General features: G+C 67.3%; 11 protein-coding genes. 10 read left to right on the forward strand and 1 reads right to left on the reverse strand.

Annotated elements, in window-relative coordinates; translation table 11 throughout:
• Window positions 1-45: 45 nt before the first annotated feature.
• From glgX to tsaD, 10 genes are all read left to right on the forward strand, one after another.
• The gene (gene glgX, locus QNN98_RS05040; RefSeq protein ID WP_227912828.1) at window positions 46-2,235 is read left to right on the forward strand and encodes a glycogen debranching protein GlgX; all 2,190 of its coding nucleotides are present in this window, start codon (window positions 46-48) and stop codon (window positions 2,233-2,235) included.
• On the forward strand, window positions 2,232-4,562 hold the full coding sequence (gene treY, locus QNN98_RS05045) for a malto-oligosyltrehalose synthase (protein WP_283996424.1): 2,331 nt from the start codon (window positions 2,232-2,234) through the stop codon (window positions 4,560-4,562). The genes glgX and treY overlap by 4 nt, the downstream gene beginning before the upstream one ends.
• Window positions 4,559-6,298, forward strand: a complete 1,740-nt coding sequence (treZ, locus tag QNN98_RS05050) for a malto-oligosyltrehalose trehalohydrolase (protein WP_227925083.1) — start codon at window positions 4,559-4,561, stop codon at window positions 6,296-6,298. Before treY ends, treZ begins: the two co-directional genes overlap by 4 nt.
• A 143-nt stretch (window positions 6,299-6,441) precedes the next feature.
• Complete coding sequence (mgrA, locus tag QNN98_RS05055; protein WP_227925419.1) at window positions 6,442-7,488, forward strand: L-glyceraldehyde 3-phosphate reductase; 1,047 nt, start codon at window positions 6,442-6,444, stop codon at window positions 7,486-7,488.
• Window positions 7,489-8,022, forward strand: coding sequence for a GNAT family N-acetyltransferase (locus tag QNN98_RS05060; RefSeq protein WP_227925082.1), 534 nt, complete (start codon window positions 7,489-7,491; stop codon window positions 8,020-8,022).
• Between the two features lie 4 nt (window positions 8,023-8,026).
• On the forward strand, window positions 8,027-9,277 hold the full coding sequence (gene alr / locus QNN98_RS05065) for an alanine racemase (RefSeq protein WP_283996425.1): 1,251 nt from the start codon (window positions 8,027-8,029) through the stop codon (window positions 9,275-9,277).
• On the forward strand, window positions 9,274-9,807 hold the full coding sequence (tsaE, locus tag QNN98_RS05070; RefSeq protein WP_283996426.1) for a tRNA (adenosine(37)-N6)-threonylcarbamoyltransferase complex ATPase subunit type 1 TsaE: 534 nt from the start codon (window positions 9,274-9,276) through the stop codon (window positions 9,805-9,807). The genes alr and tsaE overlap by 4 nt, the downstream gene beginning before the upstream one ends.
• 36 nt (window positions 9,808-9,843) lie before the next feature.
• Window positions 9,844-10,512 carry a tRNA (adenosine(37)-N6)-threonylcarbamoyltransferase complex dimerization subunit type 1 TsaB gene (gene tsaB, locus QNN98_RS05075; protein ID WP_229957646.1) on the forward strand — a complete coding sequence of 223 codons (669 nt, stop codon included), beginning with the start codon at window positions 9,844-9,846 and terminating at the stop codon, window positions 10,510-10,512.
• A gap of 26 nt (window positions 10,513-10,538) precedes the next feature.
• Window positions 10,539-11,003 carry a ribosomal protein S18-alanine N-acetyltransferase gene (gene rimI, locus QNN98_RS05080; RefSeq protein WP_227912960.1) on the forward strand — a complete coding sequence of 155 codons (465 nt, stop codon included), beginning with the start codon at window positions 10,539-10,541 and terminating at the stop codon, window positions 11,001-11,003.
• Window positions 11,000-12,079 carry a tRNA (adenosine(37)-N6)-threonylcarbamoyltransferase complex transferase subunit TsaD gene (gene tsaD / locus QNN98_RS05085; protein WP_227912842.1) on the forward strand — a complete coding sequence of 360 codons (1,080 nt, stop codon included), beginning with the start codon at window positions 11,000-11,002 and terminating at the stop codon, window positions 12,077-12,079. Before rimI ends, tsaD begins: the two co-directional genes overlap by 4 nt.
• Here tsaD and QNN98_RS05090 read toward each other — a convergent pair.
• A complete protein-coding gene (locus QNN98_RS05090) occupies window positions 12,076-13,221 on the reverse strand; it encodes a glutamate--cysteine ligase (protein WP_227912843.1) in 1,146 nt (381 codons plus the stop codon). The genes tsaD and QNN98_RS05090 overlap by 4 nt on opposite strands.
• Between the last annotated feature and the right edge of the window lie 7 nt (window positions 13,222-13,228).

Genomic DNA, 13,228 nt, shown 5'->3' on the forward strand with positions numbered 1-13,228 from the left:
ACATATTAATTTTGGTGTTGTCAGGAACTAGTTCAGGAGCACTACATGGAAGTTTGGCCGGGAGATGCCTACCCGCTGGGCGCGACCTACGACGGAAACGGCACTAACTTTGCGCTGTACAGCGAAGTCGCGGACTCTGTCACGTTGTGTCTGTTTGATGAGGACGGCACCGAGCACCAGGTCCGGCTGACCGAGGTCGACGGGTATGTCTGGCACTGCTACCTGCCGCAGGTGCTGCCCGGCCAGAAGTACGGTTACCGCGTAGACGGGCCGAATGACCCGGAGAACGGCAACCGGTGCAACCCCAACAAGCTGTTGCTGGATCCTTACGCCAAGGCCGTGGCCGGTGAAATCGACTGGGACCAGTCGCTCTTCGGCTACAACTTCGGTGACGAGCATTCCCGCAACGACGAGGACTCCGCCGCGCACATGATGATGGGCGTCGTGATCAACCCGTTCTTCGACTGGGACGGCGACCGCAGGCCGAAGGTTCCCTACCACCAGTCGGTCATCTACGAAGCGCACGTCAAGGGCCTGACCGAGCTGCACCCCGATGTGCCCGAAGAACAGCGCGGCACGTACGCCGGCGTTGCGCATCCTTCGGTGATCGCCCACCTGCAGAAGCTGGGCATCACCGCCATCGAACTGATGCCGGTTCACCAGTTCGTCAACGACTCGACCCTGCAGGAAAAGGGACTGTCGAACTACTGGGGCTACAACACCATCGGTTTCTTCGCCCCGCACAACACCTACAGCGCCACCGGCGATCAGGGCCAGCAGGTACAGGAATTCAAGGCCATGGTGCGTGCACTGCACCTGGCCGGCATCGAAGTGATTCTGGACGTGGTCTACAACCACACGGCCGAGGGCAACCACATGGGCCCCACGCTGTCCTTCCGCGGCATCGACAACGCCTCCTACTACCGGCTGGTGGAGGACGACAAGCAGTACTACATGGACTACACGGGCACGGGCAATTCGCTGAACGTGGGCAATCCGCACTCGCTGCAGCTGCTGATGGACTCGCTGCGTTACTGGGTCACGGAAATGCATGTGGACGGTTTCCGCTTTGACCTGGCCTCGACGCTGGCCCGAGAGTTCTACGACGTGGACCGCCTGTCCGCCTTCTTCGAATTGGTGCAGCAGGACCCGGTAGTGTCACAGGTCAAGCTGATCGCCGAGCCGTGGGACGTTGGCCCCGGCGGCTACCAGGTAGGCAACTTCCCTCCGCAGTGGACCGAATGGAACGGCAAGTACCGCGACACGGTCCGCGATTTCTGGCGCGGAGAGCCCTCCACCCTGGGCGAGTTCGCCTCCCGCATCACCGGCTCGGCGGACCTGTACGAGTCCTCCGCCCGCCGCCCGGTGGCGTCCATCAACTTCGTCACCGCCCACGACGGCTTCACGCTGCAGGACCTCGTGTCCTACAACGAGAAGCACAACGAGGCCAACGGTGAGGACAACAACGACGGCGAGTCCCACAACCGCTCCTGGAACTGCGGCGTGGAGGGGCCCACGGATGATCCCGCGGTCCTGTCCCTGCGGGCCCGCCAGCAGCGCAACTTCCTTGCCACCCTGCTCCTGTCCCAGGGCGTGCCCATGATCGCCCACGGCGACGAGCTGGGCCGCACCCAGCAGGGCAACAACAACACCTACGCGCAGGACTCCGAGCTCAGCTGGATCAACTGGGAGACCATGGATGCTCCGCTGATGGAATTCACGGCAGCGGTGAACACGCTGCGCGCCGAGCACCCCACGTTCCGCCGGCGCCGGTTCTTCGACGGCCGTCCCGTACGGCGCGGCGAGGGCGAGGCGCTGCCGGACATCGTCTGGCTGAACGAGGACGGTTCCACCATGTCCCCGGATGACTGGGACACTCCGGTGGCCCGGTCCCTGGGTGTCTTCCTCAACGGACAGGGCATTTCCGGGAAGGATACACGCGGACAGCGCATCACCGACCTGAACTTCCTGCTGTACTTCAACGCCCACGACGAGGCCGTGAAGATCACCCTTCCGTCCAAGGAATACGCCCCCATGTGGGACCTGGTGATCGACACTGCCGGAGAATACGCCGACTCGGAACCGGTGGCCGCTGACGGCCAGCTGACCGTGGCTGCCAAATCCATGGTGGTCCTGCGGGCCCACGCGGAGGAAGAGGAGCACGACCATTCGGTCGCCGCCTCCCTGGCAGCGCTGGCCGGATCCAAGGCGCACATGTCCGAGGGTGCGGTATGAGGACCCCGCTGTCCACCTACCGGCTGCAGATCCGCCCTTCCTTCACCCTGTACGACGCCGCTGAACTGGTGCCGTACCTCGCGGACCTCGGCGCGGACTGGGTTTACCTCTCGCCCATCCTGACCGCTGAAGAGGGGTCCGACCACGGCTACGACGTGGTTGACCCCTCCGCAGTGGATCCCGCCCGCGGCGGTGCGGACGGACTCCGGGCCCTGTCCGACGCCGCCCACGCAGCGGGCATGGGCGTGCTGGTGGACATTGTGCCCAACCACATGGGTGTTGCCACCCCGGCGGCGAACAAGTGGTGGTGGTCCGTGCTGGCCGAAGGCCGCGCCTCCCGCTACGCCGAAGCGTTCGACATTGACTGGGATGCGGCAGGCGGAAAGCTGCGCCTCCCCGTCCTGGGCGACGGCGAAAATGAACTGGAGCAGCTGAAGCTGGTAGACGGCGAGCTGCACTACTACGACAACCGCTACCCGGTGGCACACGGCACGGCGTCCGTTGGCGACTCGGCCGTGGATGTTCATGCCCGCCAGCACTACGAACTGGTGAACTGGCGCCGCGCCGACAACGAACTGAACTACCGCCGGTTCTTCGGGGTCAACACCCTGGCCGGCATCCGCGTGGAGGAGCAGTGGGTCTTCGACGAGGCCCACGCCGAAGTGAAGCGCTGGTTCGACGAGGGCCTGGTGGACGGCCTGCGGATCGACCACCCGGACGGTCTCGCCGATCCCAAGGGGTACCTCGCCCGGCTGCGGGAACTGACCGGAGGTGCCTACATCTTGGTCGAAAAGATCCTGGAGCCGGGGGAGAAGCTTCCCGCGGACTGGGAGACCGAAGGCACCACCGGTTATGACGCGCTCGCCGACGTCGACCGGCTGTTCGTGGATCCGACCGGCGAGGACACCCTCACCGCCATGGTTCCCCTGGAGCCGTACGCCGACATGATCCACGGCACCAAGCGGGCCATCGCCGACGGGTTGCTCCACTCCGAGGTGCAGCGGCTGGTGCGGCTGCTGCCGGCCGGTTCCGGACTGGATTCCGCAACGGCCGCCGATGCGCTGGCGGAACTGCTGACGTGCTTCCCGGTCTACCGGAGCTACCTGCCTGAAGGCGCCGGTTACCTGACCGACGCCGTTATTGCCGCCACGGTCCACAGGCCGGATCTTGCCGCGGCCCTGCAGACCCTGCACGGCTTACTGGACCCGCTGCCCGGCGCCTCCGCTCCGGTGTCCCTGCAGGACCTGGGCGAGCTGGCAGTGCGTTTCCAGCAGACCTCCGGCATGGTCATGGCCAAGGGCGTGGAGGACACCGCGTTCTACCGCTATTCCCGGCTGACCTCGCTCAACGAGGTGGGCGCGGACCCGGCGCACTTTGCCGTGGCCCCTTCGCAGCTGCATGCCCGGCTGCTTCGCCGGCAGCTGGAACAGCCGGCAGCCATGACGGCACTGACCACCCATGACACCAAACGCAGCGAGGACACCCGGGCCCGGATCTCGGTCCTGGCCGAGGTCCCGGACGAGTGGAGCGAAACCTTCACCCGTCTTGACGCCCTGGTGCCCATGGGCGACGGGCCGATGGCCAACCTGCTCTGGCAGGCCATCGCCGGCGCCTGGCCGCTGAGCCGGGAACGGGCCCATGCATATGCCGAGAAGGCATCGCGGGAAGCATCAGCCAGCACCACCTGGACCGCGCCCAACGCTGAATTCGAGGACCGGATGCATGCGGCCGTGGACGCCGCGTTCGACAACGCGGAGGTAAACGCGCTGATCACCGGTTTCGTGGAGCGGGTAAGGGAAGCCGGTTACAGCAATTCGCTTTCGGCCAAGCTCCTGCAGCTGGCCATGCCGGGAGTGCCCGACGTGTACCAGGGCACCGAATTCTGGGACCGCTCCCTGGTGGACCCGGACAACCGCCGTGCGGTGGACTACGCCCGGCGGCGCCGGACGGCGGCATCATTTGCCGACGCCGGCGTTCCGGCCGTGGACGAGGAAGCCGCGGCCAAGCTGCTGGTCACCTCCCGGGCCCTGCAGCTCAAGCGCGGCCGCCCCGAACTGTTCACCGGCTATGTGCCGGTGGCCGTGCACGGACCGGCTGCGGAACACCTGTTCGGATTTGACCGCGGCGGCGCGGTTGCCCTGCTGACCAGGCTGCCGCTGGGACTTGAACAGGCGGGCGGCTGGCAGGATACCGCCGTCGTGCTGGCTCCGGGCACGTACCGGGATGTCATCACGGGCAGTACGCACCACAGCAGCGGCCGGCTGGCCGCAGCGGAACTGTTTGGCACCTATCCGGTGGCACTGCTTGTTCGGGAGGACGGGGAATGAGGACCACTTTCGAGGTGTGGGCGCCCAAGGCCAACACCATGACGCTGCTGGCCGACGGCCGGCGCCTGTCGATGAGCCGCGGCGAGAACGGCTGGTGGCACGCCCAGCACGCCGAGCTCACCGAAGACGTCGACTACGGCTACCTCATCGACGATGCGGAAACTCCGGTTCCCGATCCCCGCTCCCGCCGGCAGCCCGAAGGAGTCCACGCCCTCTCGCGCACCTTCGACCCCGATCTGTTCCAGTGGCAGGACTCCGGCTGGGTGTCCCCGGGGCTCGACGGCGGCGCAATCTATGAAATGCACGTGGGCACCTTCACCCCCGAAGGCACGCTGGACGCGGCAATCGGCAAACTGGACTACCTGGTGGACCTGGGCGTCCGCTTTGTGGAACTGCTGCCGGTCAACGCCTTCAACGGTACGCACAACTGGGGTTACGACGGCGTGCTCTGGTACGCCGTGCAGGAAACCTACGGCGGGCCCGAGGCTTACCAGCGCTTTGTCGACGCAGCCCACCGCAAGGGCCTGGGCGTCATCCAGGACGTGGTGTACAACCACCTCGGACCCAGCGGCAACTACCTGCCGATGTTCGGCCCCTACCTCACGGAGGGGAAGTCGAACACCTGGGGCGACTCGGTGAACCTGGACGGGCCGCTGTCCGACGCCGTCCGCCAGTACATCGTGGACAACGTGCTGATGTGGTTCCGCGACTATCACGTGGACGGGCTGCGCCTGGATGCGGTGCACGCCCTGCACGACGAACGGGCCGTGCACATCCTCGAGGAAATGGCAGCAGCGACGGAGAACTGCGCAGAGACCCTGGGCAAGCCGCTGTTCCTTATCGCGGAGTCGGACCTGAACAACCCCCGTCTCATCACCCCGCGCAGCGTCAACGGCTACGGCCTCACCGGCCAGTGGTCCGATGACTTCCATCATGCAGCCCACACCAACCTCACCGGTGAAAACGGCGGCTACTACGCGGACTTCGACTCGGTCGGGGCGCTGGCGAAGGTCCTGCAGGAGGGGTTCTTCCACAACGGCACATTCTCTTCCTTCAGGGAACGCGGGCACGGCCGTCCGCTGGACAAGGACGTGGTGACCGCGCGCCAGCTGGTCACCGCCATCCAGAACCATGACCAAATCGGCAACCGGGCGGCAGGCGACAGGCTCAGCGCGACCCTGGGGTACGAGCAGCTCGCCCTTGGCGCGGTGCTGAGCCTGGCCTCCCCGTTCACCCCCATGCTGTTCATGGGGGAGGAGTTCGGTGCGTCTACCCCGTGGCAGTTCTTCACCTCCCATCCGGAACCGGAGCTGGGGAAAGCCACGGCGGAGGGCCGTCTGAAGGAATTCGAGCGGATGGGATGGGATCCGGACACGGTTCCCAATCCCCAGGATCCGGCAACCTTCACCAACTCGAAGCTGGACTGGTCCGAGGTGGAGCAAGGGAACCACGGACGGCTTCTGGACCTGTACCGCCGGCTCCTGACGCTGCGCCGGGAAACCCCCGACCTGATGGACCCGGACCTGCGCAACGTCAGGGTGGACTATGACGAAGCGGGACGCTGGCTGGTAATGCAGCGCGGGTCCACCACGGTGGTCCTGAACTTCGCGGACACCCCCCGCGAGGTGCCGGTTCCGTTCGGGAAGCAGGTCGATATCCTGCTGGAAACCGGCCCGTCAGAGGTTTCCGGCGACGGCGTGCAGCTGCCCGCGTACGGCGCAGCCATCCTGGCCTGATAGCAGCACCGCAGCGTCCACTGCAGCCGGTGTCCCGCAGGTTATTCTCCTGCCGGGCGCCGGCTGCAGCGGATTAAGCCGTCCCGGAGACGGGCCGGGCCGGGGGGCACCGTGAGCGAGGCAACAGTGGCAGTATGGTGCCCATGACTTATGTTGCTGCAGAGAACCGATATGAATCCATGCCCTACCGCCGCGTCGGACAGAGCGGACTCCAGCTCCCGGCCGTCTCGCTCGGGCTGTGGCACAACTTCGGTGATGACAAGCCCTTCGAAACGCAGCGGGCCATCCTGCGCCGTGCGTTCGACCTGGGAGTCACCCACTTTGACCTGGCCAACAACTATGGCCCGCCCTACGGTTCCGCAGAGACCAACTTCGGCCGGCACATGCGCGACGATTTCCGTCCGTACCGCGACGAGCTGGTGATTTCCAGCAAGGCCGGTTACGACATGTGGCCCGGCCCCTACGGAAACTGGGGATCCCGCAAGTACCTGCTCTCTTCCCTGGACCAGTCCCTGGAGCGCATGGGCCTGGATTACGTGGATATTTTCTACAGCCACCGCCCCGACCCGGAAACCCCGCTGGAGGAAACCATGGGTGCCCTGGACACGGCAGTGCGCTCCGGCCGGGCGCTTTACGCGGGCATCTCCTCCTATTCGCCGGAACGGACCATTGAGGCGGCACGCATCCTGCGGGAAATGGGCACCCCGCTGCTCATCCACCAGCCCTCCTACTCGATGCTCAACCGCTGGGTGGAGGACGGCGAGCCCGACCTGTTCGCCGCACTGGATGAAGTCGGCGCCGGCTCCATCGCCTTCTCGCCGCTGGCCCAGGGGCTGCTCACCAACAAGTACCTGGGCGGCGTTCCGGAAGATTCCCGTGCCGCCGCGGGGAAGTCCCTGGACAAGTCCCAGCTCTCGGAAGAAAACCTGGAACGGGTCCGCGGGCTGAACAGCATTGCCGAATCCCGCGGCCAGAGCCTGGCGCAGATGGCCATCGCCTGGGTCCTGCGCACCCGGGCCGACGGCGCGTCCATCACCTCCGCGCTCATCGGCGCCTCAAGCGTCAAGCAGTTGGAGGACTCGCTGGCTGCGGTTAACAACCTGGAGTTCAGCGCGGACGAACTGCACCGCATTGACGAATACGCCGTCGACTCCAAGATCAACCTCTGGGCAGCGGCCCTCGAAGCGTAAATGGCGGAAGTTACCATCCGGACGGCCCGGCCGGGCGACTGGCCGGGCATCTGGAACCTGATGGAGCCCATTGTGCGTGCCGGCGAGACGTACTGCTGGGACACCGGCACCGACGAACAGCAGGCCCGGGAGCTGTGGCTGGAGCCGGCCCCCACGGCGGTGTTCGTGGCGGAGCTGGAAGGGACGGTGGCCGGCACCGCCCAGCTGCACCCGAACCGGTCCGGAAACGGCAGCCACGTGGCGAACGCGTCCTTTATGACCGGGGCACAGTTCAGCGGCCGCGGCATTGCCCGCGCCCTCGCGGAACACGTCCTCGCGGAGGCCTCCCGGCGCGGCTACCGGTCCATGCAGTTCAACGCCGTGGTGCAAACCAACACCCGGGCCGTACGCCTCTGGGAGTCGCTGGGCTTCCGCATCCTTGCCACCGTGCCCGAAGCCTTCGACCATCCCGTCGCAGGGCTTACCGGACTGCACATCATGTACCGCTCCCTGCAGCACCCCGGCGGACGGACCGGTACAGGGGTGGAAGAATAGGTACGTGAACTATGCAGAATCCCAGTCCCACGCAGAACGGTCGGCCGTCATCGACCTCGCTGCGATCCGCCACAATGTCCGCCACCTGTCCCACGTTGTCAGCCCTGCACGGGTGATGGCGGTAGTGAAGGCGGACGGCTATGGGCACGGTGCAGTGCAGACCGCCCGGGCAGCGGTCGAGGCAGGCGCGGCATGGCTGGGGGTTGCGCACATCAGCGAAGCGCTGGAGCTGCGGGCCGCGGGTATTACCGAACCGGTCCTGGCCTGGCTGCATACCCGGGACACGGACTTCGGCGAAGCGATCCGGGCCAATGTGGATGTCGGGGTGTCCGGCTGGGACCTGGACGCCGTCGTCGCAGCCGCGCGGGAACTCCAGATACCCGCCCGCGTGCACCTGAAAATCGACACCGGGCTGGGCCGCAACGGCTGCCCGGAGGACCTTTGGGAGGCCTTCGTTGGGCGCGCCCTGGCCTACCAGGAGGAGGGCCTGCTGCGCGTAGTGGGCATCTTTTCGCACTTTGCCGTGGCCGATGAGCCGCACCGCCCGGAAACCGACGAGCAGCTGCAGAAGTTCCGCATCGCCGTCGCCGTGGCCGAAGACGCCGGTGTGGACCGCGAAGTGCGGCACATCGCCAACACTCCCGGAGCCCTGTCCCGGCCCGACGCCCACTTCGACCTGGTCCGCATTGGCCTGGGCATGTACGGGCTGTCCCCGTTCGCGGGGCAGACACCGGCCGAGCTTGGCCTGCGCCCGGCAATGACGCTGAAAACCACCATTGCGGCCTGCAAGGAGGTCCCCGCCGGGCAGGGTGTGTCCTACGGGCTGCACTACCGGACGAAGGAACCCACCACCCTGGCGCTGGTGCCCCTGGGCTACGCCGACGGCGTGCCGCGGGTGGCCACCGGCGGTCCGGTACAGGTGGACGGGCAGGTTTACCCGGTGGTGGGCCGCATCGCCATGGACCAGATGGTCATTGACCTGCACCGGACGGGAATCGCCGGGACCCCCGAGTCGCTTGTGGGCCACGAAGCGGTCCTCTTCGGCGGGGAAGGCGCGCCCGGCGTGGACGAATGGGCGTCGGCCGCCGGCAGCATCAACTACGAGATCATCACTAGGATCAGCGGCCGGGTGCCCCGCCGGTATGTGGACAGTGCTGCGGGCGAGCCGGCTCCGGCCGACGCCCCACCCATCGCCTTGGAAGCGGCTGAGCAGATTGCGGGCGGTCCGGCTGCGCAGAAGGTACAGGCCCAGTGACGCAGGCAGCCGCCTGGGAAGCGGAGTACACCACCACTGGTGCCGGTGAAACGAAGGCACTCGCCGCACGCCTTGGCGCCCTGCTGCAACGCGGTGACCTGCTGCTGCTGACAGGGGAACTCGGCGCCGGCAAAACCACGTTCACGCAGGGCCTGGGCGAAGGCATGGGCGTACGCCCGGGCATCATTTCGCCCACCTTCGTGCTGGTCCGCGAGCACCCCAACATGGCCGGCGGTCCGGACCTCGTCCACGTGGACGCCTACCGGCTGGGCTCCGAAGGGGAGGTCGACGACATCGACCTGGAGGCCTCCATGGACCGCTCGGTCACCGTGGTCGAGTGGGGTGCCGGACTGGTGGAGCACCTCTCCGACAGCCGGCTGGAAATCACCCTGGTCCGCGCCGTCGGCAGGGCCTCCTCCGGGCCGGACGGGCCGGGCACCGACTTCTCCGCAGAGGACACGGACGAAGAGCGGCTGATCCGGCTGGCCGGCTACGGTCCGCGGTGGGCCACGGCCCCGGACCTGGGCTGAAGGGTGCGTCCGGCACGCGCCGGTAGAATGGTACCCGTGCTGATTCTCTCCATCGATACCTCCGCCATAGCCAGTGCGGCTCTGCTCAACGGGGAAGGGGAGGTCCTGGGATCCTTTGCCACCGCCGACACCCGCTCCCACGCCGAAGTCCTGGCTCCCGGCATCGCCGCCCTGCTGGCTGAGGCCGGTGTCGCCGGAGCGGACCTCGACGCCGTGGTGGTGGGCGTCGGCCCGGGACCGTTCACCGGGCTGCGCGCCGGGATCGCAACGGCCCGCACCCTCGCCTTCGCCTGGGATAAACCGCTGCACGGGGTGATGAGCCTGGACGCGATCGCCGTGGACGCCGCCCTGGACGCGTGGCGCCTGGGCATCGACGAGTTCGCCGTCGCCACCGATGCGCGCCGCAAAGAGGTCTACTGGGCCAGCTACCGAAGCACCGGCGGAACACCCGAACTGCTCGAGGGGCCGCACGTCGGGGACCCGGCCGTAGTACCGGCGCTGCCCGTCTACGGTGCCGGTGCCGGGCTCTATCCCGAAATCCTGCATGCCGTGGAGGACTTTGCCGCCGCCCAGCCCACCGCCGAAGCGTTGGGCCGAACCGCCGTCGTCCGGCTGGCCCGGGGCCTGCCCCTGCTGGCGAGCACCCCGCTGTACCTGCGCGAATCCGATGCCAAGGTTCCCGGCCCGCGGAAGCGCGCCCTGTGAGCGCCCCCGGCGTACGGCTGCGGCCCATGACCGCCGAGGACATTCCCGCCGTGGACGCCCTGGAACGCCGGCTGTTCCCGGTCGACGCGTGGCCGCTGCAGATGTTCCACGACGAACTGGCGCAGACCGAGACGCGCTCCTACTACGTGGCCGAAGACGCGGACGGCACGGTGATCGGCTACGCCGGGCTGATGTGCGTGCTGCCGATCGCGGACGTCCAGACCATTGCCGTGGTACCCGAGAAGGAAGGCGCCGGCATTGGCTCACGGTTGCTGGCCATGCTCGTGGACGAGGCCCAGCAGCGCGGCGCCGAAGACGTGCTGCTGGAAGTACGCGATGACAACCCCCGCGCCCAGCGCCTCTACCGCTGGTTCGGCTTCGAACAGATCCACATCCGCCCCCGCTACTACCGCGACGGCGCCAGCGCCCTGATCATGCGCCTGCCGCTGGCCGCGTGGTCCGGTGCACCAGATAAGAAGGACAGCAAATGAACCGCACCGAACCCCTGGTGCTTGGCATCGAATCCTCCTGCGACGAGACCGGCATCGGGATTGTCCGCGGCACGGCGCTGCTGACCAACACGGTGTCCTCCTCCATGGACGAACACGTCCGCTTCGGCGGGGTCATTCCGGAGATCGCGTCCCGGGCGCACCTGGACGCCGTGGTGCCGGCCCTGCAGGCCGCCCTGGCCGAAGCAGGCGTCAGCCTTGCCGAGCTCGACGCCATTGCGGTGACCTCCGGCCCCGGCCTGTCCGGTGCGTTGATGGTGGGCGTCAGCGCCGCCAAGGCCCTGGCCCTGGCCACCGGCAAACCGCTGTACGCCATCAACCACCTGGTGGCGCACGTGGGTGTGGGTGTGCTCGACGGCGGGGCGCTGCCGGAGAACCTCGGGGCGCTGCTGGTTTCCGGCGGGCACACCGAAATCCTGAAGGTGGCTTCCCTGACCGACAACGTGGAACTGCTCGGCTCCACCATCGACGACGCCGCGGGCGAGGCCTACGACAAGGTGGCCCGCATCCTCGGCCTGGGGTACCCCGGCGGACCGGCCATCGACCGGCTGGCCCGCGAGGGTGATCCGTTGGCCATCCGCTTCCCGCGCGGACTCACCCAGCCCAAGTACATGGGGACGCCGGATGCGCCCGGGCCGCACCGTTACGACTGGTCCTTCTCCGGGCTGAAGACGGCCGTGGCCCGCTGCGTGGAGCAGTACGAGGCCGCGGGGCAGGAACCGCCGGTGGCTGATATTGCAGCGTCCTTCCAGGAAGCCGTGGTGGACGTCATCACCGCCAAGGCAGTGCTGGCCTGCACCGAGCACGGCATCACGAACCTGCTGCTGGGAGGGGGAGTGGCCGCCAATTCGCGGCTCCGGGCACTGACCGGTGAACGGTGCGCCGCTGCCGGAATCACCCTGCGGGTACCGCCCATTTCGCTGTGCACCGACAACGGGGCCATGGTGGCGGCGCTGGGAGCCCAGGTGGTCATGGCCGGCGGCGAACCCTCCGGCATCGGCTTCGGCACGGACCCGTCCCTGCCGGTGACCACAGTCCACCTGCCGGCCGGCGCCTAGGCGCCGCGGAGCTGGGCGATCCCGTCGAGGACGACGGCGCGCAGGTCGCCGTCGTTCTCCGCAGCCACCCGCCGCTGCCGCTGGTAGCCGGCACCGCGCTCGATGATGGTCCGCACGTCGGCCAGTTCCGCGCTGCATCCCAGCTGCTCCGCAACCGGTTCCAGCCGGGGCAGCACGTCTTCGAGCAGGTGCTCGGTGACCAGCTTTTCGTTGCCCTCCGCGTCCAGGATCACGATGGCTTCCAGGCCGTAGCGGGCCGCCCGCCATTTGTTTTCCTGCACATGCCACGGGGGCATGGTGGCAATGGTGCCGCCGGCGTCGATGATCGAGGAGAATTCGTGGACCAGGCACTGGGTCAGGGCGGCTATGGCACCCACGTCCTGCAGGTTCGCCAGTCCGTCGCATACCCGCATTTCAATGGTGCCCAGGCCGGGGACGGGCCGGATATCCCAGCGGATTTCACTGATGGAGTCGATGACCCCGGTGGTGAACATGTCCGCGACGTAAGCCTCGTATTCGGTCCAGGAACCGAACTGGAACGGCAGTCCGGCGGTGGGCAGCTGCTGGAACATCAGGGCCCGCTGGGAGGCGTAGCCCGTGTCATCCCCGGACCAGAACGGCGAGGAAGCGGAAAGGGCCTGGAAATGCGGGAAGTAGTTGACCAGGCCGTCGAGGACGGGCAGCACCTTGTCCCGGCTGTCCAGGCCCACATGCACGTGCACGCCGTAGATCAGCATCTGCTGGCCCCACCACTGCGTGCGGTCAATGAGTTTGGCGTAGCGTTCCTTGTCCGTGACCGGCTGGGAGCGCGGCGTGCTGAACGGGTGCGAACCGGAGCAGAACAGTTCCACGCCCATCGGGTCGGTGACCCGGCGGACCGCCTCCAGTGAACGGGTGAGGTCGGCCTTGGCTTCGGCCACGGTGGTGCATACGCCGGTCACCAGCTCCACGGTGTTTTCCAGCAGTTCCTGCTTGATGTGCGGATGCTCTTCATCGGCCCGCAGTGCAGGATCATTGGCGTTGACACCGGACAGCACCTGGTCCGCTACTGAGACCAGGTCGCCCGTACGGCCGTCCACGAGGGCGAGTTCCCACTCGACTCCAAGGGTTGACTGCGCGGACTTGGCGAACTCGATTTCCAAACTGTCT

This window comes from Arthrobacter sp. zg-Y1143 (assembly GCF_030125565.1).
In the GTDB taxonomy this organism is placed as follows: domain Bacteria; phylum Actinomycetota; class Actinomycetes; order Actinomycetales; family Micrococcaceae; genus Arthrobacter_B.

Excerpts from the sequence above, each read along its gene's own strand:
- glgX (WP_227912828.1), top strand. The coding sequence starts at position 46 with ATGGAAGTTTGGCCGGGAGATGCCTACCCGCTGGGCGCGACCTACGAC.
- treY (WP_283996424.1), top strand. The coding sequence starts at position 2,232 with ATGAGGACCCCGCTGTCCACCTACCGGCTGCAGATCCGCCCTTCCTTC.
- treZ (WP_227925083.1), top strand. The coding sequence starts at position 4,559 with ATGAGGACCACTTTCGAGGTGTGGGCGCCCAAGGCCAACACCATGACG.
- mgrA (WP_227925419.1), top strand. The coding sequence starts at position 6,442 with ATGACTTATGTTGCTGCAGAGAACCGATATGAATCCATGCCCTACCGC.
- QNN98_RS05060 (WP_227925082.1), top strand. The coding sequence starts at position 7,489 with ATGGCGGAAGTTACCATCCGGACGGCCCGGCCGGGCGACTGGCCGGGC.
- rimI (WP_227912960.1), top strand. The coding sequence starts at position 10,539 with ATGACCGCCGAGGACATTCCCGCCGTGGACGCCCTGGAACGCCGGCTG.
- tsaD (WP_227912842.1), top strand. The coding sequence starts at position 11,000 with ATGAACCGCACCGAACCCCTGGTGCTTGGCATCGAATCCTCCTGCGAC.